Origin of the sequence: Streptomyces sp. 3214.6 (genome assembly GCF_900129855.1) — a bacterium.
GTDB lineage: Bacteria > Actinomycetota > Actinomycetes > Streptomycetales > Streptomycetaceae > Streptomyces > Streptomyces soliscabiei.
The window spans coordinates 5,285,155-5,306,408 of the sequence record NZ_LT670819.1; the positions used below are offsets into that span (position 1 = coordinate 5,285,155).

Consider the following 21,254-nt stretch of genomic DNA (forward strand, 5'->3'; position numbering starts at 1 on the left):
ACTACACCGGTAGCTCGTCGTTCGGCCAGCGGGCCTTGGCCTGTTCGCGGGAGCGGAGCAGGGCCAGGGTGGGCAGGCCGCGGTTCGTTCCGGTGGCCAGGAGGTCCGGGAGCTGAGGGATCGGGGCCACGGCTGCCACGTCGTCCAGGACCAGGGTGAGTGGTGGGTCGAGGCGACCGGAGGATGACCGTTCGGCCATGCGCCGGCCGCGCTCGACCACGCTGGAGACGAGGGCCGTCAGGAGGGGCATCGCGCCCGGGTTCGTCCTGGGATCCTCGATGGATTCACCTAGCACATAAAGCGTTCCCCCTTCGTCCACGAAGGAATCCAAGGCGAGGGCATCACTTCGGTTGGGAGTGCAGGCCTCGCGGATGTTCACCGTGGAGAGGGCGGAAAGGGCACGGGAGGTCAGTTCCTGGGCGATGTCCCGGCGTTCGGGGTGTGCGGTGAGGGCGGCTTCGAGTTCGCCGGCCGAGCCCGGAGCGGCCTTCGGGTGGGTGCGGAGAGTGCGCACCGCGTCCTGGATTCCGGTGCCCTGGGACCAGCGGTGAACGTGGCGGATGGTGCGGCCGTCGATGGCCGCGGCGTGGAGATAGCTGCGGAGCAGGGTCTCGGCCGTGTCGCTCACCGCTTGGTCCAGGCGGGCGGAAGGACGTATGGGGGCGAGGAGCGCCGCCGCGCGGGAGGCCGCGGTCGGCCTGTCCTCGCAGCCGGCCGTGGGGGACCAGTGGAGGCGGGCCGGGGTGTCGCAGCGGTGGGCCGGGTCGTAGAGATGGACCGGGCCCAGCTTGGCCCTGGCGTCCTTGGTGTCCTGCCAGAGGGCCGGGTCGGAGGTGAGGACGAGTGCGGGGCCGTCGGCGTCCCGTACGGCCTGGGAGGCGGTGGCGTAGCGGGTCGCGGGGGGTGCGTAGTGGACCGTCCCGCCTTCGACGCGGTCGGACTCGACCCATCCGTATGCCGGTGCCTGTTCGGCGGTCGGGCGTGGTGCCGGGGCGGGATGCGACGAGGATGCGGGGGAGGACGGGGACGGCGACGGCGGTGATGTCGGGGCCGTCGTGGTGTTCGGTTCCGCCGTCGGGGTCGGCTCCGGGCGTGCTGTCAGCTCCGTCTCGCGCGTCGCTTCCGTGCGCGGGGCGGGTACCTCGTGGTGCTGGGGCGGGGGGCCCGGGGCGGCGGCGGACCCGGGGTCCGTGTGGACGGTCTTGCGGCGGGCGCGTACCGCCCTCCATCGGGCCAGCGTCCCCATCACGAACACCGTGAGGACGAACAGGATCATCAGTTGGCCGATGAGCAGGCCCCAGAAGAGGCCGTAGCCGGAGAGCCGGGTCGGCTCCGCCTCCGGCCAGGCGCCGGGGATGTCGTGGGGTTGGGCGATGAGATGGCGCATGGCGAGCGGGGTGCGGGTGAAGGTGACGCCGGTCGGCCACGCGCCGTGGGAGAAGAGGCCTGCCAGGCCTGTCGCCGTCCAGACCAGCAGGGTCATGCCGAGCAGGAAGGCGAGTATGCCGACCAGGAGGCCGTCCGGGATGCCTCCTTGGCTGGCGGCCCGGCTCTCGCGGCGCTGCTCGTCACCCGGTCTCATGACCACCCCGCCCCTCTACGCCACCGTTGACTCGGACGAGCCGTCCAGGTCGGCCATGTGCTGTTCCATGAAGGCCGCCGCTCGGCGTTCCTGTTCCAGTTCGGCGGCGAGCAGGGCGTCGTCGGCTGCGGCCGCCTGCTCGGCGGAGGACTCCGTCATGGCGCGGTCGGTGAAGACCAACGGGCGTTCCGTCTCCGTGACCAGGTGTTTCACCACCTGGACATTGCCGTTGACGTCCCATACCGCGATGCCGGGGGTGAGGGTGGGGATGATCTCCACCGCCCACCTCGGGAGGCCGAGGACTCGGCCCGTCGCCCTCGCCTCGTCGGCTTTCTGGGCGTAGATCGTCCTGGTCGAGGCCATCTTCAGGATCGCGGCCGCCTCCTTCGCCGCCGCTCCGTCCACCACGTCCGACAAGTGGTGGACGACCGCCACGAAGGACAGGCCGAGGCGTCGGCCGAACTTCAGCAGGCGCTGGAAGAGCTGGGCGACGAACGGGCTGTTGATGATGTGCCAGGCCTCCTCGACCAGGAAGATGCGCTTCTTCCGGTCGGGGCGGATCCAGGTGTGCTCCAGCCAGACGCCGACGATCGCCATCAGGATGGGCATGGCGATGGAGTTGCGGTCGATGTGGGACAAATCGAACACGATGAGTGGGGCGTCCAGGTCGATGCCGACCGTCGTCGGGCCGTCGAACATGCCCCGCAGGTCGCCGTCGACCAGGCGGTCCAGGACCAGTGCGACGTCCAGGCCCCAGGCCCGTACGTCGTCTATGGCGACGTTCATCGCCTCCGCCGACTCCGGTTCGGGGTGGCGGAGCTGTTCGACGATGTCCATCAGGACCGGCTGGCGTTCCACGATCGTCTCGTTGACGTAGGCGTGGGCGACCTTGAGGGCGAAGCCGGAGCGTTCGTCCAGGCCGTGGCCCATCGCCACTTCGATGATGGTGCGGAGCAGTGCCAGCTGGCCCGTCGTGGTGATCGAGGGGTCCAGGGGGTTGAGGCGAATACCCATGTCCAGGGCGGCCGTCGGGTCCAGGCGGATGGGGGTTATTCCCAGCGCCTGCGCGATGAGGTTCCATTCGCCGACGCCGTCCTCGCCTTGGGCGTCCAGGACGACGACCTGGCGGTCGCGGAAGCGGAGCTGGCGCATGACGTAGGTCTTCTCCAGCGCCGACTTGCCGTTTCCGGACTCGCCGAGGACCAGCCAGTGCGGGGCGGGTAGCTGCTGGCCGTACAGCTGGAAGGGGTCGTAGATGTAGCCCTTCCCGGAGTAGACCTCGCGGCCGATGATGACGCCCGAGTCGCCGAGGCCAGGGGCGGCCGTGGGCAGGTAGACGGCCTGGGCCTGGCCGGTGGAGGTGCGGACCGGCAGTCGGGTCGTCTCGACCTTGCCGAAGAGGAAGGAGGTGAAGGCGTCCGTGAGGACGGACAGCGGATCCCGCATCAGCTCATCAGCCCCTACCTTCGGATTCCGGTGGCGAACGGGAGGGTGTTCACGAACGCCCGGTGGTGCTCTCGGTCGCACCACTCCAGCTTCAGGTACGACTTGCCGGCCGAGGCCCTTATCGTCCGTTTGTCGCGGGCGAGGGCCTCGGGGCTGCGGCTGGAGACGGTGATGTAGCCGACCAGGTTCACGCCGGCCGCGCCGGACGCCAGGTCTTCGCCGCGCTGGTCGAGGCGGGAGTGGGCGGCGACGTCGCGGGGGTCGACGGTGCGGTTCATCTTGGCTGCGCGGCTGGCCTCGGCCTCGTCGTTCGTCTTCTCCGTGAGCATGCGTTCGATGGCGACCTCGGTGGGTTCGAGGTCCATCGTGACGGCGACCGTGCGGATGACGTCCGGGGTGTGGACGAGGAGGGGGGCCAGGAAGTTGACGCCCACCGGGGTCATCGGCCACTCCTTCACCCAGGCTGTGGCGTGGCACCAGGGGGCCCGGGTGGCCGACTCGCGGGTCTTGGCCTGGAGGAACGTCGGCTCCATGGCGTCCAGCTCGGCCGGCCAGGCGTTGCGCTTGGTCATCGCCTGGATGTGGTCGATGGGGTGGTCCGGGTCGTACATGGAGTGGACGAGGGAGGCGAGCCGGCCCTGCCCGAGGGGCTGGCGGACGCGGATGTCCGCCTCCTGGAGGCGGGAGCAGATGTCCGTCAGCTCGCGGGCCATGACGACGGCGAGGCCGGCGTCGCGGTCGAGTTTGCGGCCGGACGTCGGGCGGGCGGCGCGGGCCATGGCATGCGCCTCGGCGGAGAGTTCGCGCGTGTAGTGCATGCAGGCGACCAGGTAGGCGCGGTGCTGCTCGCTGCTGGTGGACACCATGGACTGGAGCTGGTCGTAGGAGCGGGCCAGCCAGTCGGGGGCCTTCTCATCCCCGCGTACGGCGACGTCCTTGGCGTGGGCGTCGGGGTCGGCGGGGAGGGTGCGGGCGAGGATCTGCAGGCGGGTGACGAAGCCGTCGCCGTTCGCCACATGCTTGAGGAGGGTGCCGAAGCGGTCGACGAGGGCCTCCTGGTCCTCGCTGTCGCGCAGGCCGACGCCCGGGCCCTCGATCTCGATGGCCGCCGTCACCGTACGGCGGTCGGCGTGCAGGAGGACGGCGATCTCGTCGGGGCCGAAGGGGGCGGCCAGCCAGCTGATGCGGCCGATGCCCGGGGGCGGGCCGATCTCGATCTCCTGGCCGTCGAGCCGGGTGCCGGCCTCCATGGCGGTGGAGCGGTACGTGGTCCCCTGGCGGAGGGTGCGCTTGTAACTGCGGTTGATCTCGAACCACTTGTAGAACGTGCGGTGCTTGTACGGCACGTAGACGGCGGCCAGCGCGATCATCGGGAAGCCGCTCAGCAGGACGATGCGCAGGGCGAGGACGGGGACGAGGAGGCCGCACATCATGCCGAGGAACGCGCCGATGACGATGAGCGCGATCTCGCCGGTCTCGCGGTTGCGGCCGACGATCGCGTTCGGCCGGGCGCGGCCGATCAGATATGTACGGCGGGGCGCGACCATGTGGGACACATGGGACTCGGTCGTCAACGCCCTTCACCTCCCGTGCGGTTGTTGCTGCTGTTGCGGTTGTTGCCGGCGTGCGGGGTGTTGACCGGGCTGCTCGCGCGGGGCGCGGGTGCGGCGGAGGGGACAGATCCGCCGCCCCCGTTCGAGGAGCGCGAGCTGTGCGCGGCCACTCCGCCACTGGCGGGGTTGGAGGGGCGGGCGCCGGAGGATCCGGACTGGCCGCCGCCGTTGTTGTCCGCACGGGTGCTGTGCGTCTTGATGCCCTGGGCGACGAGGGTCGCCGGGGAGCTGATGACGGCGGCGGCCTTGCCTTCGGCGCCCTGCATGATGCGGTTGTTGCGGCCGCCGGCGATCTCGTCGCCGAAGCCGGGGACGAAGCGGTAGATCATCGCGCTGGCGAAGATGGCGAGCAGGATGATCGAGAGGCCGGAGACGACGGCGGAGAAGGCGTTGGGGCCGTCGTCCGAGGACAGTGCGCCGGCGAGGCCGAGCACTATCACGATGACCGGTTTGACCAGGATGACGGCGATCATGATGCCGGCCCAGCGGCGGACGTGGCTCCACAGGTTCTTGTCGACCAGGCCCGCGTAGACGACGGTGCCGAGCAGCGCGCCGACGTAGAGGAGCGCGGCCCTGATGACGAGCTCCAGCCAGAGCACTCCGGCGGCGAGGATCGACACGAGCGAGACGACGATCAGCATGATCGGGCCGCCGCCGATGTTCTCGCCCTTGGCGAGGGCCGCGGAGAAGGTGCCGAAGAACGTGTCGGTCTGGTTGCCGGTGGTCTTCGCGAGGACGTCGGTGATGCCGTCGGTGGCGGAGACGACGGTGTAGAGGATGAGGGGGGTGAAGGCGGAGGCGAGGACGGTCAGCCAGAGGAAGCCGACGGCTTCGCCGATGGCGGTGGTGAGGGGGACTCCGCGCACCGCGCGCTTGGCTACCGCCAGCAGCCACAGCAGGAGCGTCAGGACGGTCGAGGCGGCGAAGACGACGGCGTACTGCTTGAGGAACCTCTCGTTGGTGAAGTCGACGTTCGCCGTGTCCTTCACGGCGTCGCTGAGCTTGTCGACGGTCCACGCGGCGGCGTCGGCACAGCCCTTGGCGAGGGAGGAGAGGGGGTCGAGGGTGTCGGAGACGCCGGGGTTGGTGGTGAGGGAGCCTCCGTTGCCCTTCTCGCAGTACTTCTTGGCCTCGCCGGAGATGAGACCGCAGTCCACGCTGTCGGACGGTGACGGCGTCGGGTCGGGCGAGGGGGCCGCGAAGACGCGGGTGGCCAGCAGCACGGCCGACGTCTGGACGGCCGTCACCGCTCCGGCGAGCGTGAGCAGGCGGCGCGGGTTAGCGGGCATACGTGAACCCTCCGTACTCCTCGATGGCCTTGCTGATCTCGTCGGAGGTGGCGGCCGGGTCGTCGCCGGGGACGGGAGCGGGGCCGTCCTTCTGCTCGTCGTCGACGATCTTCCAGTCGCCGCCCGTCCACTGGAGGTCGAAGGTCCAGGTCTTCCACGACGAGGTGACGGGGTCGGTGGAGGTCGTCCCGGACATGCCGATGAGGCCCAGGTACCAGACGGCGACCTTGGCGGTGCCAGTGGAGTAGGCCTGGGCCGTCGTGCCCACGGGCACCACGCGGGAGACGAAGGTGTTGCCGTCCGGGGCGTTGCCGTCGCCGTCGAGGCCCATCTTCGCGAGGAAGTCGGTCGAGTACGCCTGGTCCATGGCGCCCTGCAGCTTGCTCGCGGCCGCGGTGGTGTAGAGGTTGTCGACGAGGGCGTGCCGACTGTTCTTCTGGAACATGCCGGTCGAGCCGAGCGCGACGGCGTAGTTGGCGGCGGCGGACTGGGCGCCCTGCTGGGTGTGGGCGAACCCCGAGGGGATGCCGTTGGTCTTCGACTCCACCGGTTTTGTTCCGGTGGCTGCTGTGCTGGAGGACTTGGGGTTGTTGGTGCCGGCGGGGCCGTCGGTCGTCGTTGAAGAGGAATCGTCTCCTCCGCGGTTCGCGAAGGCGATTGCCGCGATGAGGACGACGACGACGCCGACCACCGTGACCAGGCTCCGGGAGGAGGAGCGGGGGCCTCTGCGGGCGCCGCCGTAGGGGTCGGCCTCGGGTAGGCGGACGCGGGTGCCCGCGGGTTCGCCGTAGTCGTGTTCGTCGCCGGGAGTCATGCCGCGTACGCCCCCTCGGTGCCGTTGCGGACCGCGTAGAAGTACGACGGTAGCCGTGCTGGTTCCCGCGCGGGCGCGGTGTGGTGACTCGACATCAGGGACATCAGGGAAACGCAACCTCAGCCGGTGGGCACGACAGGTGGGTGGGGACGGCGGGCCGGGCGCGCCCGGACGGGACTGGGGGTGGTGCGGGGGACGCTGTTACACGGCCATGCCGTACACGATCGTGAACAGTGTCCCGAGTGAGCCGATGATGAAGACGCCCGTCAGGCCCGCGATGATGAGGCCCTTGCCCTGTTCCGCACTGAAGGTGTCCCGCAGGGCAGTCGCGCCGATGCGTTGCTTGGCCGCGCCCCAGATGGCGATGCCGAGGCAGATGAGGATGGCGACCGCCATCACGACCTCGATCATCACCTTGGCCTCGTTGCCCAGGCTGCCGAAGGGCCCCCAGTCCGGAGCGATCCCGCCGATGATGGTGTTGATATCGCCCTTGTCGGCCGCAAACAGCATGTAAGTCACCGCCCCTGGTGGGTAGTTCCGCAGTTCCCCTGCCGGTGTGCAGAGGTCACGCCTCATTGTCGCCGACGAAGCCGCCGTCCGTATGTCGACTTGGCGTCATTGTCGGTCAGGATTCGTACGATTGACTCGTACGGTCACTCTGTGTATCACGGCAGGTTACGCCGGGCAATGAGGCCGGAGCGGAACCTGTGGTGTGGTTCCGTCGTTAGCCCACTTCACGGCTCCGTACCGTTTCTGACGGCTGGTCGGGTGAGCGTACGTTTCGATGTTCTCATCGATGGTCTCATGACGAACGGCGAGCGGGCCGCGGCTGGATGCCGCGGCCCGCTCGCCGTTCGCCACGTGTGGCCCCCACGGCCCACTGTGGCTGCTTCGGGTGACGGAGGATCAGGGTCAGCCGGTGAAGGCGCCGATGCCCTCCGGGGTGCCCCAGCCGGTCGGGCCGTCGTAGCCGGACTTGGCGGTGCAGAAGTAGCTCGTCGCGCAGGTGCCGTTGTTGCCGCTGGTCACGTCGTTGAGGGCGGACGTGCCGGCCGCGGCGTAGGGGTAGGAGGCCGGGTAGTCGCTGCTGCCCGGGGTCCCGGCGAGGGCGTAGACGCTCGCGATGATCGGGGCCGAGGCGCTGGTGCCGCCGTAGGTGTTCCAGCCGGTGCCGTCGGCGCCGTAGGTGTCGTAGACCGAGACGCCGGTCGCCGGGTCGGCGACGGCCGAGACGTCGGAGATCATGCGCTTCGAGCAGCCGGTGTCGGTCTGCCAGGTCGGCTTGGCGTCGTACGAGGAGCAGCCCGAGCCGGTGCCCTCGGTGCTGCTGGTCTTCCAGACCGACTCCGTCCAGCCGCGGCTGTTGGAGGCGGCGGACAGCTTGGTGCCGCCGACGGCGGTCACGTACTTGGAGGCCGCCGGGTACTCGGCGCCGTACGCCTCGTCGCCCGCGCTGACGGTGATGGCGACGCCCGGGTGGTTGAAGTACGAGGAGTCGTAGCTGGTGTCGGAGGACGACTCGGAGCCGCCGTAGCTGTTGGAGACGTACTTCGCGCCCAGGGTGACCGCGCGGTTCACCGCGGTGCCGAGGTTGGCCATCGAGGAGGACTTGGCCTCGACGAGCAGGATTTTGCAGTTCGGGCAGACGGCGGAGGCCATGTCGAGGTCGAGCGAGATCTCACCGGCCCAGCCGCTGTTCGCGGTGGGGAGGGAGGTGGTGGAGCCCGTCTGGCTGACCTTCTTGAAGCAGCCGTTGGAGGTCGTGCAGGCGGGGAGGCCGTAGTAGTCGCGGTAGGTGGCCAGGTCGGACTCCGCGTTGGGGTCGTCGTACGCGTCGACGATCGCGATGGTCTTGCCGGAGCCGCCCGAGGACGCGGCGTCGGTCAGGCCGTAGGCCGACTGGAGGTCGGAGGGGCCGTAGCCCGTGGGGGAGTCGGTGGCGGCGTTCGGCGAGACCGTCTTGGGCGCGATGCCCTTCTTGGCGGCCTGCTCCTCCTGGAAGGCGGTGGTGCCGCCGGTGACGCGCAGCGCGTTGCAGGACGCGAACCCCTTCTTCGGGGTCTGGTCGCACTGCTGGGTGTAGGTCACGTGGGCCTTCGCGACCTGGGTGGCGATGGCGCGGGCGCTGACCTTGGAAGGCGTCGGGGTGGCTGCGTCGGCGTGGGCCGCGGTGCCGAGACCGGCGATGACGAGGGCGGCGGTGGCCGCGGCGGCGGAGCCTATTCGGTGCCATCTGCCGCGTATGTGGGGGGTGTTGGGGGTGGGCGTACGCAACGTACAGCCTCCTGCGTGAGGTGGACAGAGGCCTGCGGGTGGGGACCACCGGCGTGGTTGCCGGTGGGGGCGGCGGCCCGCGGACGACGTTCCCTTGTTGAGTACGCGACAACAAGACAGGTGGTGGAATCCTGACTTCCGCCTTACTGAAGGGGGTTGGGGGATTGCTGATCAATGGCGGGGCGATGGTGCGCGGATGGCCGGAACTTGACCTCGGGTGTGCCGATCCCCGGCACGGGACGCCTGTGGCACGATGCCGCGGTGAACGCCCCCGTGTCCGCCGTGCCCCCTGTCGTCCCCGCAGGTCGGATGGCCTGTGTCGAGCAGCCGGTGCTCACCCTCCCGCGCGCCGGGCTGGAGCTGCGGCCCTGGGAGGCGGGGGACGCGTCCGCGTTGGTGGCGGCCGCGGGCGATCCGGCGATCGGACAGTGGAACCTGCTCGCCGTGCCCGATCGGGAGGCCGCGGTACGGCGGATCGAGCGGATGCGGGAGCGCTGGCGGGTGGAGACCGGTGCGATCTGGGCGGTCGCCCGGTCCCGTGCCGACGGCGGTGAGGTTGTCGGGCTGGCCGGCTGGAACGACGTCGATCTCGACGGCGGCAGCGCGGAGATCGTCTACTGGCTGCTGCCGGCCGCCCGGGGCGGCGGTGTCGCTGTCGAGGCGGTCGGCCGGCTCACTCGGTGGGCCTTCGACGACCTCGGCCTGCACCGCCTGCGCCTGTGCCACGCGGTCGCCAACGAGGCGTCGTGCCGGGTGGCGCGAAAGGCGCGGTACGCGTATGAGGGCACCATGCGCAGCGCCCTGTTGCACGCGGACGGGTGGCACGACCAGCACCTGCACGCGGTGGTGCGGGGCGATGTCTGAGACGTGGGCTGTGAGAACTTGCGGTGCGAGGCGGGCTGTGCAAAGGGGTGCTGTGCATGGGGCGCCGGGTGGGGGCGTGCGGTCAGTCGAGCTCAACGCCCTCCACGAAGTGGTCGAATTCGCCTGCCTGGACGCCCAGCACGAACGCGTCCCACTTGCGCCGGTTCGTGGTGACGACGTTGTCCGGGTCGCTGGTCTCCCGCAGGTAGACGGGCGCCTCGCCGTCGTCCCCCGCGCCGAAGGCGATCTCGATCCACGGGCCGGGGCCGGTCGCGTCCGGCGGGGCGGCACGGGTCCAGATGAGGTCGGGGGGGATTTCAGCCATCGGAAGTGTCCTTAGGGGGGTGATGAGGCCCGGCGGACAAAGCCGGGAGGTTTTGAGGGCCAAGTGCGGGTAGCGTCGTATGAGAATGCATGTCTCTGACGTTTCTCTCACCTTCGTGGGACACAGTGAACCCGATGAAGCGAAACGCACTGCTCGGTGCGGTCGTCATGTTGGCCGTCACCTCCGCCTCCGAAGCGACTGCCGACGGCGCGCCCGGCCCCCTGGGGGTCACGGCCGTCGCGGTGGCGACCCCGAAGTTCGCACGGGTCGGCGCGTTGTTCAGCGCCGACGACGCGGTCGCCGGCAGACTCACCGGCGAGCATTTCTGCACCGCGTCCGTCGTGCACAGCCCGCACCACGACCTCATCGCCACCGCGGCGCACTGCCTCAGCAGCGTGTCCGGCGAACTGGCGTTCGTACCCGGCTACCGGGTCGGACAGGCCCCCTACGGGGTCTGGAAGATCAAGCAGTCCTTTATGCCCGACGGCTGGAACAAGGGGCAGGACGAGGACAGCGACGTGGCCTTCGCCGTCCTCGGAGAGAAGGACGGAAAGAACGTCGAGGACGTTGTCGGCGGCAATCGTTTTGTGACGCGTACCACAACCGGGGCCACGGCTGTCACCGTCACCGGCTACCCCGACTCCGTCGAGGCGCCGATCCGCTGTACGAACCGGCCCACCGCCCACAGCGCCACCCAGCAGCGCATCACCTGCCCCGCCTTCACCGGCGGCACCAGCGGCAGCCCCTGGGTGAACGGCTACGACGAGGTCGTGGGCGTCCTGGGCGGTCACGAGCAGGGCGGCGCCACGCCCGACATCTCGTACAGCGTGGTCCTGGGGGCGGAGGCCGCGGAACTGTACAAGGACGCGACGTCCGCCCCCTAGGGCAGGCCCTCAGGGGCTACGCGAGGGTGTGGACGAGCTGGGTGGTCAGTTCGTAGCGGGCGCCGACGACCGCGAGCTCGCCGGCGGATATCTTCGCGGCCAGGTCGGGCACGGCGGCGAGGCGTGCGCGGACGGCCCGGACGTTGGCGTCGACGGTGGAGTCGACGCGGGCGTCGCCCTGCTTCGTGCGGTCTATGGACGGGATGATCTGGTCGGCCAGGTACTGGATGTGGGCGGGCAGCTTGTCGCCGGTCAGGTCCGCCTGTACGGCCGCCTTCACCGCGCCGCACGACTGGTGGCCGAGCACCATGATCAGCGGGATCCCCAGTTCGAGCACGCCGTAGGCCACGCTGCCGAGTACGGCCTCGTCGAGCACCTCGCCCGCGGTGCGGACCGTCATCAGGTCGCCGAGGCCCTGGTCGAAGACCAGCTCGGGCGGCACGCGGGAGTCGATGCAGCCGAGGACGACGGCGAACGGATGCTGACCCGCTGTCAGGCTCTGTCGTACGGCGGGGGTTTCGTCCGGGTGTCGCTCGCAGAAGGTGCGCCAGCGGCGGTTGCCCGCGGCCAGTTCCCGCAGGGCTTCGTCGGCCGTGCCGGGACGGGCGGTGGTCCAAGGGCCGGTGGCGGGCGTGGAGGCGGACACGGGGGCGGTGGCGGACGCGGGGGCGGTGGCGAGGGCCGCGCCGCCGACGGCCAGGGCGCCGGCCATGCCGCCGCGCAGAAGGGCGCGACGGGCGGTTCCGTGGGGGGTGTTTCGGGGGATGTTTCCGGGGGTGTTCTCAGAGCTCACGGGGTGGAACGTATGACCGAGGCCGAAAATGATCGCTGCCGTTGCCGAATCATGGGCATGAATGGGGAAGGCAGGAGCGAACGTTGGGCGATGCTTGACGCGGCCCGGGGCTGCCGTTGACCCGCCTGCTCCGGCACGCGGGGATCCGTGGATCGAGCCGTCCTCCCGTGTGATCACCCCGTGGCCCGGAGGCCGCCTCTACACTGGCGTGGGCGGACTCCCGGGCGGCGAGGGGTGGTTGACGGTGCGTAGGACGTGGATCGTGGCGACTGCTGCCGTCAGTGCCGGAGCCGCCTTCATGATGGCGCTCGTCATCGGGGTGTACGTCGTCGGCGGGAACATGGTGAACGGCGTGGGCGGGGCGTCCCGGTCGCTGGCCAAGGGGGCCGTGCCCGCCGCCTATCAGACGCTGGTTCAGAAGTGGGGCAACCTCTGCGCCGCCATCAACCCCGCACTGCTCGCCGCCCAGCTCTACCAGGAGAGCGGGTTCAACCCGAGAGCGCAGAGCGCCGCCGCCGCGCAGGGGATAGCGCAGTTCATCCCGGGCACCTGGGCCACGCACGGAGTCGACGGAGACGGGGACGGCGACCGCGACGTCTGGGACCCGAATGACGCGATTCCGTCGGCCGCGTCGTACGACTGCCAGCTCGCGTCGTATGTGAAGAGCGTCCGCGGGGACATCACGAAGAACATGCTCGCGGCCTACAACGCGGGGCCGGACGCGGTCATCAAGTACGGCGGCGTACCGCCGTACAAGGAGACCCAGAACTATGTGAAGACGATCACGACGCTGGAGGAGTCCTTCGCCGCGCCCGTCAGCCGGGTGGATCCCTCCAAGCAGGCCGCGGGGGCCATCTACTTCGCCCAGAAGAAGCTCGGCACGCCCTATCTCTGGGGCGGGAACGGCACCGCTGACCAGGGAGGACGGTTCGACTGCTCCGGGCTGACCAAGGCCGCCTACGAGAGCGTCGGGATCACCCTGCCCCGGGTCGCCAACGACCAGTACAACGCCGGCCCGCACCCCAAGCGCAGCGAGCTGCTGCCGGGGGACCTGGTGTTCTTCTCGACCGACCTCGGCAACTCGCGGGCCATCCACCACGTGGGGATCTACGTCGGGGGCGGCTACATGATCGACGCGCCCTACACGGGAGCGGTCATCCGGTTCGATCCCATCGACACGGCAGAGTACTTCGGGGCGACCCGGGTCACCGAAGATGGCGCGAAAGCGCTCCCCACGACGGTCTGAGGCAGGCCCCGGACCCGGCCTCTGAGCTGCGGGGATCTGTCTCTCTTCGATAACGTCTGAGTGATCATTCAGTGGAGAGTGGAACGTATCAACCGGGGCCGTGCGTTCCTGTTGAGGCGGGCGCATGTGAGGTGCGCCGGGCAGCACACGACGAAGGGGCCGCAGCACCATGGCTGGACTCGCCGAATCCGGGTCGAACCCCGACGTCGACCTGCTCTATGACATCAACGGCCTGGCCAAGGACGCCCCGCACTGGGTCGACCGGGCCGTCGAGTTCGTGGGCGAGTACGGGCTGCTGCTCGCCATGGTGCTGCTGATCGTGTGGTGCTGGTGGGGTGTGCGGCGCCGGCCCGGTGGGGCCGAGGAGGCCGCGGGCTCCGTCGCCGCGCTGGTGTGGGCGCCGCTCGCCGCCGGGATCGCCGTGCTGGTGAACGTGCCGATACGGGGGTTTGTGGAGCGGCCCCGGCCCTTCCTTGACCATCAGGGGCTGGAGGTGCTCGTCTCCGGCAAGACCGACTACTCCTTCGTCAGCGACCACGCCACCCTCACCATGGCCATGGCCGTCGGACTGTTCGTCGCCAACCGGAAGTTCGGGCTCGCGGGGATAGGGATCGCCCTGCTCGAAGGGTTCTGCCGGGTCTTCATGGGGGTGCACTATCCGACGGACGTCGTCGGCGGGTTCGCGCTCGGGACCGCCGTCGCCCTGCTGCTGTCGCCCGTCGCCTCCATGATGCTCACACCCGTGCTGAAGGCCGTCGACCGCTCGCCCCGCGCCGGGTGGATCGTGCGCAGCCGGGCCGCTCGGACCGGCGAGCGGGACGGGCTCATCCCGGGCGCGCGCAGCGAGGTCGCCGCGGAGGAACGGGACCTCGCCGCCTAGCTCATCGCCTGCGGTCAGTGTGTACGCGGTCAGCCTGCCCGAGGTCAGAGTGCCTGCGGTTCAGAGTGCCTGCGGTTCAGAGTGCCTGCGAGTAGGTGAAGAAGCTGGTCGGGTCGTACTGCTTCTTCAGCTGGGTCAGGCGCGGGAGCGCTTCGCCGTAGTACGCCTTGCGCCAGTTCGTGAGGGTCGGGTCCGCGTAGTTCTGGTAGGCCGCGCCCGAGGCGTACGGGGTCATCGCCTTGTGGGCCGTGTTCAGCCAGGACTGGGCCGTCGTACCGGCCGTGCCCGCCCTCCACGACACGATGTACTGGGCCAGCATCCGCGAGCGGCGGTGGACGAACGCCGTCGCCGTGGGGGAGACCCGGTTGACCGCGCCGCCGAGGGCGATGAGGGCGATGCTGCCGGCACCGCCCTGGACTGTCCTCATCTGCTTCAGCAGGGTCTGGATGCCGGCCGTCGTCAGCGAGCGGTCGAAGAAGTCCGAGCGGGCCGTGTACGTCTCCCGGCCCAGCTTGCCCTGCGCGGCGCGGCCCGGGGTGGAGCCGGGGAGGTGGCACTGGGCGTCGGTGGTGAAGGAGGAGCAGCCGGCGTACGCCTCCATCGCCTCCTCGTAGCCGCGGCGGCGCAGGGATACGGACGACGCCCGGGCGCCCACCTTGTCGGCGAGGCGGTCCACCGCGTTCTGGAGCTGGCCATAGGTGCCGATGCAGAACGCGGCCACCGAGACGGTGGGGGTGCCGCTGCCGTTCTCCAGGTGCAGGGAGGACCAGATCTCGTCGGGCTGCGACGGACCCCACTCCTGCCAGGCCTTTATCACCGCGGCCGCCTTCGCCCAGGGCCAGGTGAGGTAGCCCGTCACCGCCTGGGGCGCGGGGTGGGTCTTGAACTGCAGCTCCGTGACGACGCCGAAGTTGCCGTTGCCGGCGCCGCGCAGCGCCCAGAACAGGTCCTTGTTCGTCGTCGCGTTGGCGGTGAGCTCCCTGCCGTCCGCGGTGATGATGGTGGCCTGGGTGAGGCTGTCGCAGGTCAGGCCGTAGGCGCGGGAGACGACGCCGTGGCCGCCGCCGAGGACCAGACCGGAGACGCCGACGGTGGGGCAGGAGCCCGCCGGGATCGTCACGCCCTTCGCGGCGAGCGCCCGGTAGACGTCGATCAGCTTGGAGCCCGCGCCGACCACGGCCGTCGTGCCGCTCGCGCGGACCCGGTTCAGCTTGGAGACGTCGATGATCAGCCGGCCGTCGCCGGAGGACCAGCCGCCGTAGGAGTGGCCGCCGTTGCGGATCGCGACCTTCGTCCGGTGGGCGCGGGCGTACGCCAGGGCCGTGCGGACGTCGTCGGCGTGGGCGACGTACGCCACCGCCGCCGGCTTGAGGCCGTCGAAGCGGGTGTTGTAGAGCTGGCGGGCCGTCGCCCAGGAGGCGTCGCCGGGGCGGACCAGGGTGCCGTCCAGATCGCGGGCCAGCGCGGTCCAGTTGGCGGGGGCGGAGACGCTGGTGGTGGTGAAAGGGCTGTTCGGACCGGTGCCGCCGGCGCTCCCGGTGGCCGAGGTGGAGGCGTGCGCGCTGCCGCCGGTCGCCTTGCAGGCGGTCACTGCCGCCGCGACCGCTGCCGTGCCGCCTGCGATGAACGTACGCCGTTCCATGTTCTTGCGCCTTCCCTCGACCGGCTGTCGGCTTCATGCAGCGAGACGGGGACATGGGACCACGGGTTCCGGCCCGCGTCGGCGGTGACGGAACAGTGACGTCCGTGACATCAGCCGGTCAGCTGTGGATGTGGCTCTCCGCGTCCGATCTGGCCAGGCTTCTCGCGCGGCGGGCCGGGCCGCGCCAGCCGCAGGTGCAGCGGGCCAGGCAGAAGCGGCCCTGTTCGACGGTCGTGGTGCTGTGGTCCTCGTCGGTGCGGGGATGGTCCGAGCCGTCTTGCTGTGTCACGCAGACAACGGTACCCATGCTCGGTAAAAGACCCGTATGGCGGTCGCAAGCCGCACGCAATCCGGCCACAAGCCCTCGGCTCTGCGTGACGGGGGCACCTACCCGTCGTTAACCGGAACGACAGGGGGCCCGTGACGGACGTACCGGCTGGGGGTAGGCAGGCCATGGCGGAGCGGCAGCGCAAGCACGTGGGTGCGGCGGTTCTCTCGGGGATCGTGGCGGGGATCTGTGCGGGCACCGCCGGGTGCTCCGGGGGCGGGGCCGCCGCCGAGGACGGCCGGGCGGCCGATCCCGTGGCCACACTGCACCGAGTTGCCGACACCCTCGTCGAGGCGGGCACGTCGAAGGCCCGTACGTCGATGGAGATGGCCACCGGCGGGACCCGGGTGACCATCCGGGGCCAGGGGGTCTACGACTACCGCAAGCAGCTCGGGCAGCTGAGGGTGCTGCTGCCGCAGGACCCGGCCGGGGCGAGCGAGCACCGGCCGATCACCGAACTCCTCGCGCCCGGGGCCCTGTTCATGAAGAACCGTGGGGCCGGCGTGCCGGACGACAAGTGGGTACGGGTGGCGACGGCGACCCTGTCCGACGGGAACCTGGTGACGGGCGGGGCCACCGATCCGTTCGCCGCCGCCGAGGTGCTGCGGGGGACGCGGACGGCGACGTACGTCGGAAGGACCGAGGTGGCCGGGACGGCGGTGCGGCACTATCGCGGGACGGCCGATCTGGCGGTGGCCGCCGAGGACGCGTCCGCGGGGGGACGGGACGCGCTGCGGGCGGCGGCGAAAGGGTTCGCCACGGCTCGGGTGCCGTTCGACGTCTACCTCGACGACGAGGGGCGCATCCGGAAGGTCCGACACCGGTTCAGTTTCGTCAACGGGAAGCAGAAGGAGGCCGTCGCGGTCGCCTCCACGACGCTGCTGTACGACTTCGGCGCGCCCGTCGATGTGCGGTTGCCGGCCGCCGGGGACATCTACGCGGGGCGGATCGCGCAGGAATGAACCTCACTCGGAGCGGACAGATTCAGCCACAGGGTGGGCACAAGGACTAGCCCGTCCGTGCCATGCGCGCGGTGTATAGCGCTCCCTACTCTAGGAAGCCGGTGACGGCAGAGACGAGGTGATGCGCGTGGCTCCGGGCGGCGGTACGGCAGTTCAGGACCACGTGGCCCTCGCCGAGATCGAGCTGTGTGGAGAGCTGATCATCGCGGCCTCGGCCGCAGGTGAGGAACGGCTCAGTCTGGAGAGCATCGATCAGGTGCTGCGGGTGGGGGAGGAGCAGGTCGAGGAGGCGGCGCGGGAGCGGGCAGGGGAGAGGGAGCGTGATCGGGCGGGGCGTGGTGAGCGCGGGTCCGGTGGGTCAGGTGCGCAGTAGGCGGCCGATCGCCTTGGTCGCTTCCTCCACCTTCGCGTCGATCTCGTCGCCGCCCTTGACGGCCGCGTCGGCGACGCAGTGGCGCAGGTGCTCCTCCAGGAGCTGCAGCGCGAAGGACTGCAGGGCCTTGGTGGAGGCGGACACCTGGGTGAGTATGTCGATGCAGTAGGTGTCCTCGTCGACCATGCGCTGCAGGCCGCGGATCTGGCCCTCGATGCGGCGCAGGCGCTTGAGGTGCTCGTCCTTCTGCTTGTGGTAGCCGTGGACCTGTCCCGATTCGGGGGCGGGGGCTTCCGTGCCGGCCTCGGTGGTCGTCATCCTGTCCTCCAGCGCTCCAGCTCCAGACCCATACCCCTACTGGGTATATGGTACCGAACTTCGGCGGGTATACGGCCCCAGCAGGGACTTCGTCGGTCGCCCCCCTGCCGGTCGCTCTCCCTCATGGGTGACACTGGGGGGCGGCCGTTAGCCGTGGCCGGATGATGCGCCTAGCATCAGCCTGACCGAAACCGATGCATCTTGAGGACCCCACGTGCGATTTCGTCTGACCCCCAGGGAGACGAGCTTCTACGACATGTTCGCCGCATCCGCGGACAACATCGTCACGGGCTCGAAACTCCTGATGGAACTGCTCGGGGCGGACCCCGCCAGCCGGGCCGAGATCGCAGAGCGTATGCGGGCCGCGGAACACGCAGGTGACGATGCCACGCACGCGATCTTCCACCAGCTGAACTCCTCGTTCATCACGCCGTTCGACCGTGAGGACATCTACAACCTCGCGTCCTCGCTCGACGACATCATGGACTTCATGGAGGAGGCCGTCGACCTGGTCGTCCTCTACAACGTGGAGGAGCTGCCCAAGGGGGTCGAGCAGCAGATCGAGGTGCTGGCGCGGGCGGCGGAGCTGACGGCCGAGGCCATGCCGAACCTGCGGACCATGGAGAACCTCACCGAGTACTGGATCGAGGTCAACCGGCTCGAGAACCAGGCCGACCAGATCCACCGGAAGCTGCTCGCGCATCTGTTCAACGGCAAGTACGAGGCCATCGAGGTGCTCAAGCTGAAGCAGATCGTGGATGTGCTGGAGGAGGCCGCCGACGCCTTCGAGCACGTGGCCAACACGGTGGAGACCATCGCGGTCAAGGAGTCCTGAGCACTTCATGGACACCTTTGCTCTGGTCGTGACCATTGGCGTCGCGCTCGGATTCACGTATACGAACGGCTTCCACGACTCGGCGAACGCCATTGCCACGTCTGTTTCGACGCGGGCGCTGACGCCGCGCGCCGCGCTGGCCATGGCCGCTGTGATGAACCTTGCCGGCGCTTTTCTGGGGAGTGGCGTTGCGCACACCGTCAGCAAGGGGCTGATCGAGACTCCCGACGGGTCGAAGGGGATGGGGATTCTGTTCGCCGCGTTGATCGGGGCGATCGTGTGGAATCTCGTCACGTGGTACTTCGGGTTGCCCTCGTCGTCGTCCCACGCGCTGTTCGGGGGCATGGTGGGCGCCGCGCTCGCCGGGGGCACGGATGTCATCTGGTCCGGCGTGCTCGAGAAGATCGTCATTCCGATGTTCGTCTCGCCGGTGGTGGGGCTTGTCGTCGGTTATCTGGTGATGACGGCTATTTTGTGGTTGTTCCGGCGAGCCAATCCGCACAAGGCGAAGCGGGGCTTTCGGATAGCCCAGACCGTTTCTGCGGCGGGGATGGCGCTGGGGCATGGTCTGCAGGACGCGCAGAAGACGATGGGCATCGTGGTGATGGCGTTGGTCATCGGCGATGTTCAGGGGGCCGACGATCCGATTCCGGTGTGGGTGAAGATCGCTTGTGCGGTGATGCTGTCGCTGGGGACGTATGCGGGTGGGTGGCGCATCATGCGCACGCTGGGGCGGAAGATCATTGAGCTTGATCCGCCGCAGGGGTTCGCGGCGGAGACGACCGGTGCGTCGATCATGTTCACCACGGCGTTTCTGTTCAAGGCGCCGATTTCCACGACGCATGTGATCACTTCGGCGATCATGGGTGTGGGGGCGACGAAGCGGGTCAATGCCGTGAGGTGGGGAGTCGCGAAGAACATTGTCCTGGGGTGGTTCATCACCATGCCGGCGGCTGCGGTGGTCGCGGCATGCGCGTTCTGGCTGGTGAACCTGGCGTTCCTGTAGCCCTCCTGCCCACCCACCCACCCGACTCGGTAGGTCGAAGGGTCACCCAGCACCCCGGGGCTCCGCCCCGGCCCCCGGCGGGGACTGCGTCCCCTGCACCCCTCGCGGGACTGCGTCCCCTGCACCCCTCGCGGGACTGCGTCCCCTGCACCCCTCGCGGGGCTCCGCCCCTTCGCCCCTCGCGGGGCTCCGCCCCTGCACCCCTGCGCCCCGGGGCCGCGCGTCACTCCGGCTCGGTAAGCCGAAGGGGTAACCCCACCCTCGGCGGGGACTGCGTGTTCTGCAACCCCGCCCGAGGGCTTTGCTCCGGGCCCGGCGGGAGTGCGTGTTCTGCAACCCCGCCCGGGGGCTTCGTTCCGGGCCCGGCGGGGACTGCCTCCCCTGCACCCCTCGCGGGGCTCCGCCCCTTCGACCCCCGGGGGGAGCAGTGCGCGCATTAGCCCAGCTTGGTGGGTGGCGTTGCCCTCGTTGGGGTTCTGCCCCGCTCCCCGGCGGGGGGTGCGTTGCCTGCACCTCTTGTGGGGGCTTCGCCCATGTGCCCCCGGAGGTTGGTGCGCGCGTCTGTCCAACTCGGTGGGCTGGGTTGGTGGGTTGGTGGGTTGGTGTGTTGCCTGCGCCTTGGGACTCCGGCCTGGCCTCCCGGCGGGGACTTCGTCGCCCGCACCTGTTGCGGGGCTTCGCCTCCGTGCCCCCGGGGAGTTCGTCCTGGGGCTTCGCCCCGGTCCCCCGCGAGGACTTCGTCCCATGCAACCCTTGCGGGGGTCTTGCCCCCACCCTGGCGGAGCCATCTCTGTGCTCTCGCCCTGGCCGGTGGGGGCCGGCCTCGCCTCGCTGTTCCTTGCCGCCGGCGGAGCCGGCCCCCCTCACGCCCGCCCGTCCGCCGGAGGTAGACGTGAGCCCGCCCCCCGGGAGCCGGGGGGCGGGCTCTTTGTGTCCTCGCGGTGGCACCGCCATGCAGCACCGCGAGGGGTTTGGGGGTTTAGCCGAAGCGGCCGGAGATGTAGTCCTCCGTGGCCTGGACCGACGGGTTGGAGAAGATGCGCTCCGTCTCGTCGATCTCGATCAGCTTGCCGGGCTGGCCGACGGCGGCCAGGTTGAAGAAGGCCGTGCGGTCCGAGACGCGCGCCGCCTGCTGCATGTTGTGGGTCACGATGACGATCGTGAAGCGTTCCTTCAGCTCGCCGATCAGGTCCTCGATGGCGAGGGTGGAGATGGGGTCGAGGGCCGAGCAGGGCTCGTCCATCAGCAGGACCTTCGGTTCCACCGCGATCGCCCGCGCGATGCACAGCCGCTGCTGCTGGCCGCCGGACAGGCCCGAACCGGGCTTGTTCAGGCGGTCCTTGACCTCGTTCCAGAGGTTCGCGCCCTTGAGGGACTTCTCGACGACGTCCGCCAGCTCGCTCTTCTTGTAGCTGCCGTTCAGGCGGAGACCCGCGGCCACGTTGTCGAAGATCGACATCGTGGGGAAGGGGTTGGGGCGCTGGAAGACCATGCCGACCTCACGGCGGACGGACACCGGGTCCACGCCGGGGCCGTACAGGTCCTCGTCGTCCAGGAGCACCTTGCCCTCGACCCGGCCGCCGGACGTCACCTCGTGCATACGGTTCAGCGTGCGCAGGAACGTCGACTTGCCGCAGCCGGAGGGGCCGATGAAGGCCGTCACCGAGCGCGGTTCGACCGTCATCGAGATGTCCTCGATCGCCTTGTGGGCGCCGTAGTAGGCGGTCAGTCCGCTTACGTCGATTCGCTTGGCCATGATTTCTACTTCACTTCCCGATCA

The 21,254-nt window shown here is 69.8% G+C and carries 21 protein-coding genes; 8 read left to right on the plus strand and 13 right to left on the minus strand.

Annotated features, from left to right (window positions below; all coding sequences use genetic code 11):
- Position 1 precedes the first annotated feature (1 nt).
- From B5557_RS23815 to B5557_RS23845, 7 genes are all read right to left on the minus strand, one after another.
- Complete coding sequence (locus B5557_RS23815; protein WP_079661363.1) at positions 2-1,582, minus strand: type IV secretory system conjugative DNA transfer family protein; 1,581 nt, start codon at positions 1,580-1,582, stop codon at positions 2-4.
- Positions 1,583-1,597: 15 nt separating this feature from the next.
- Positions 1,598-3,028 (minus strand): ATP-binding protein, encoded by a 1,431-nt coding sequence (locus tag B5557_RS23820; RefSeq protein ID WP_079661364.1) that lies wholly within the window; start codon positions 3,026-3,028, stop codon positions 1,598-1,600.
- Positions 3,029-3,042: 14 nt separating this feature from the next.
- On the minus strand, positions 3,043-4,602 hold the full coding sequence (locus B5557_RS23825) for an SCO6880 family protein (protein ID WP_079661365.1): 1,560 nt from the start codon (positions 4,600-4,602) through the stop codon (positions 3,043-3,045).
- A complete protein-coding gene (locus B5557_RS23830; protein WP_079661366.1) occupies positions 4,599-5,930 on the minus strand; it encodes a hypothetical protein in 1,332 nt (443 codons plus the stop codon). The genes B5557_RS23825 and B5557_RS23830 overlap by 4 nt, the downstream gene beginning before the upstream one ends.
- The gene (locus B5557_RS23835) at positions 5,920-6,744 is read right to left on the minus strand and encodes a hypothetical protein (protein WP_079661367.1); all 825 of its coding nucleotides are present in this window, start codon (positions 6,742-6,744) and stop codon (positions 5,920-5,922) included. Before B5557_RS23835 ends, B5557_RS23830 begins: the two co-directional genes overlap by 11 nt.
- Before the next feature lie 201 nt (positions 6,745-6,945).
- Positions 6,946-7,254, minus strand: coding sequence for a hypothetical protein (locus tag B5557_RS23840; protein WP_004000049.1), 309 nt, complete (start codon positions 7,252-7,254; stop codon positions 6,946-6,948).
- 402 nt (positions 7,255-7,656) lie between these two features.
- Positions 7,657-9,018: a S53 family peptidase gene (locus tag B5557_RS23845; protein WP_079661368.1), complete on the minus strand. Its 1,362-nt coding sequence runs from the start codon at positions 9,016-9,018 to the stop codon at positions 7,657-7,659.
- Between the two features lie 309 nt (positions 9,019-9,327).
- Between B5557_RS23845 and B5557_RS23850 the strand changes: the two genes are divergently transcribed.
- Positions 9,328-9,882: a GNAT family N-acetyltransferase gene (locus B5557_RS23850; RefSeq protein WP_099937218.1), complete on the plus strand. Its 555-nt coding sequence runs from the start codon at positions 9,328-9,330 to the stop codon at positions 9,880-9,882.
- Between the two features lie 82 nt (positions 9,883-9,964).
- On the opposite strand, the gene B5557_RS23855 is transcribed toward B5557_RS23850, so the two are convergent.
- On the minus strand, positions 9,965-10,207 hold the full coding sequence (locus B5557_RS23855) for a DUF397 domain-containing protein (RefSeq protein WP_079661370.1): 243 nt from the start codon (positions 10,205-10,207) through the stop codon (positions 9,965-9,967).
- A 134-nt stretch (positions 10,208-10,341) separates the two neighbouring features.
- Between B5557_RS23855 and B5557_RS23860 the strand changes: the two genes are divergently transcribed.
- Positions 10,342-11,091 carry a trypsin-like peptidase domain-containing protein gene (locus tag B5557_RS23860; protein ID WP_079661371.1) on the plus strand — a complete coding sequence of 250 codons (750 nt, stop codon included), beginning with the start codon at positions 10,342-10,344 and terminating at the stop codon, positions 11,089-11,091.
- A 16-nt stretch (positions 11,092-11,107) separates the two neighbouring features.
- On the opposite strand, the gene B5557_RS23865 is transcribed toward B5557_RS23860, so the two are convergent.
- On the minus strand, positions 11,108-11,884 hold the full coding sequence (locus tag B5557_RS23865; protein WP_443031269.1) for a carbonic anhydrase: 777 nt from the start codon (positions 11,882-11,884) through the stop codon (positions 11,108-11,110).
- 238 nt (positions 11,885-12,122) lie between these two features.
- On the opposite strand from B5557_RS23865, the gene B5557_RS23870 reads away from it, so the two are divergent.
- Together B5557_RS23870 and B5557_RS23875 are read left to right on the plus strand one after the other, a co-directional pair.
- Positions 12,123-13,130 (plus strand): NlpC/P60 family protein, encoded by a 1,008-nt coding sequence (locus B5557_RS23870; RefSeq protein ID WP_079664955.1) that lies wholly within the window; start codon positions 12,123-12,125, stop codon positions 13,128-13,130.
- Between the two features lie 169 nt (positions 13,131-13,299).
- The gene (locus tag B5557_RS23875) at positions 13,300-14,010 is read left to right on the plus strand and encodes a phosphatase PAP2 family protein (RefSeq protein WP_079661373.1); all 711 of its coding nucleotides are present in this window, start codon (positions 13,300-13,302) and stop codon (positions 14,008-14,010) included.
- Between the two features lie 76 nt (positions 14,011-14,086).
- Here the strand turns inward: B5557_RS23875 and B5557_RS23880 are convergent, their stop codons facing one another.
- Both B5557_RS23880 and B5557_RS44270 read right to left on the minus strand, forming a co-directional pair.
- Complete coding sequence (locus B5557_RS23880; RefSeq protein ID WP_079661374.1) at positions 14,087-15,652, minus strand: FAD-binding oxidoreductase; 1,566 nt, start codon at positions 15,650-15,652, stop codon at positions 14,087-14,089.
- Between the two features lie 118 nt (positions 15,653-15,770).
- Entirely contained in the window at positions 15,771-15,941 is a 171-nt protein-coding gene (locus B5557_RS44270; protein WP_173877723.1) for a hypothetical protein, read from the minus strand.
- A gap of 164 nt (positions 15,942-16,105) precedes the next feature.
- On the opposite strand from B5557_RS44270, the gene B5557_RS23890 reads away from it, so the two are divergent.
- Positions 16,106-16,942 carry a hypothetical protein gene (locus B5557_RS23890; protein ID WP_079661376.1) on the plus strand — a complete coding sequence of 279 codons (837 nt, stop codon included), beginning with the start codon at positions 16,106-16,108 and terminating at the stop codon, positions 16,940-16,942.
- A 121-nt stretch (positions 16,943-17,063) separates the two neighbouring features.
- Positions 17,064-17,315 carry a hypothetical protein gene (locus B5557_RS23895; RefSeq protein WP_079664956.1) on the plus strand — a complete coding sequence of 84 codons (252 nt, stop codon included), beginning with the start codon at positions 17,064-17,066 and terminating at the stop codon, positions 17,313-17,315.
- Here the strand turns inward: B5557_RS23895 and B5557_RS23900 are convergent.
- Positions 17,301-17,633, minus strand: coding sequence for a metal-sensitive transcriptional regulator (locus tag B5557_RS23900; protein ID WP_079661377.1), 333 nt, complete (start codon positions 17,631-17,633; stop codon positions 17,301-17,303). The two genes, B5557_RS23895 and B5557_RS23900, sit on opposite strands and share 15 nt — an antisense overlap.
- Positions 17,634-17,847: 214 nt before the next feature.
- Between B5557_RS23900 and B5557_RS23905 the strand changes: the two genes are divergently transcribed.
- Entirely contained in the window at positions 17,848-18,468 is a 621-nt protein-coding gene (locus tag B5557_RS23905; RefSeq protein WP_079661378.1) for a DUF47 domain-containing protein, read from the plus strand.
- A gap of 7 nt (positions 18,469-18,475) precedes the next feature.
- Positions 18,476-19,474 carry an inorganic phosphate transporter gene (locus B5557_RS23910; RefSeq protein ID WP_079661379.1) on the plus strand — a complete coding sequence of 333 codons (999 nt, stop codon included), beginning with the start codon at positions 18,476-18,478 and terminating at the stop codon, positions 19,472-19,474.
- A gap of 979 nt (positions 19,475-20,453) precedes the next feature.
- Here the strand turns inward: B5557_RS23910 and pstB are convergent.
- Complete coding sequence (gene pstB, locus B5557_RS23915) at positions 20,454-21,230, minus strand: phosphate ABC transporter ATP-binding protein PstB (RefSeq protein ID WP_079661380.1); 777 nt, start codon at positions 21,228-21,230, stop codon at positions 20,454-20,456.
- Positions 21,231-21,254 lie beyond the last annotated feature (24 nt).

Bases quoted from the DNA above. Each gene is read 5' to 3' on its own strand.
- B5557_RS23815 (WP_079661363.1), bottom strand. From the start codon at position 1,582: ATGAGACCGGGTGACGAGCAGCGCCGCGAGAGCCGGGCCGCCAGCCAA.
- B5557_RS23820 (WP_079661364.1), bottom strand. From the start codon at position 3,028: ATGCGGGATCCGCTGTCCGTCCTCACGGACGCCTTCACCTCCTTCCTC.
- B5557_RS23830 (WP_079661366.1), bottom strand. From the start codon at position 5,930: ATGCCCGCTAACCCGCGCCGCCTGCTCACGCTCGCCGGAGCGGTGACG.
- B5557_RS23835 (WP_079661367.1), bottom strand. From the start codon at position 6,744: ATGACTCCCGGCGACGAACACGACTACGGCGAACCCGCGGGCACCCGC.
- B5557_RS23840 (WP_004000049.1), bottom strand. From the start codon at position 7,254: ATGCTGTTTGCGGCCGACAAGGGCGATATCAACACCATCATCGGCGGG.
- B5557_RS23850 (WP_099937218.1), top strand. From the start codon at position 9,328: ATGGCCTGTGTCGAGCAGCCGGTGCTCACCCTCCCGCGCGCCGGGCTG.
- B5557_RS23855 (WP_079661370.1), bottom strand. From the start codon at position 10,207: ATGGCTGAAATCCCCCCCGACCTCATCTGGACCCGTGCCGCCCCGCCG.
- B5557_RS23860 (WP_079661371.1), top strand. From the start codon at position 10,342: ATGAAGCGAAACGCACTGCTCGGTGCGGTCGTCATGTTGGCCGTCACC.
- B5557_RS23875 (WP_079661373.1), top strand. From the start codon at position 13,300: ATGGCTGGACTCGCCGAATCCGGGTCGAACCCCGACGTCGACCTGCTC.
- B5557_RS23880 (WP_079661374.1), bottom strand. From the start codon at position 15,652: ATGGAACGGCGTACGTTCATCGCAGGCGGCACGGCAGCGGTCGCGGCG.
- B5557_RS23890 (WP_079661376.1), top strand. From the start codon at position 16,106: ATGGCGGAGCGGCAGCGCAAGCACGTGGGTGCGGCGGTTCTCTCGGGG.
- B5557_RS23895 (WP_079664956.1), top strand. From the start codon at position 17,064: ATGCGCGTGGCTCCGGGCGGCGGTACGGCAGTTCAGGACCACGTGGCC.
- B5557_RS23900 (WP_079661377.1), bottom strand. From the start codon at position 17,633: ATGACGACCACCGAGGCCGGCACGGAAGCCCCCGCCCCCGAATCGGGA.
- B5557_RS23910 (WP_079661379.1), top strand. From the start codon at position 18,476: ATGGACACCTTTGCTCTGGTCGTGACCATTGGCGTCGCGCTCGGATTC.
- pstB (WP_079661380.1), bottom strand. From the start codon at position 21,230: ATGGCCAAGCGAATCGACGTAAGCGGACTGACCGCCTACTACGGCGCC.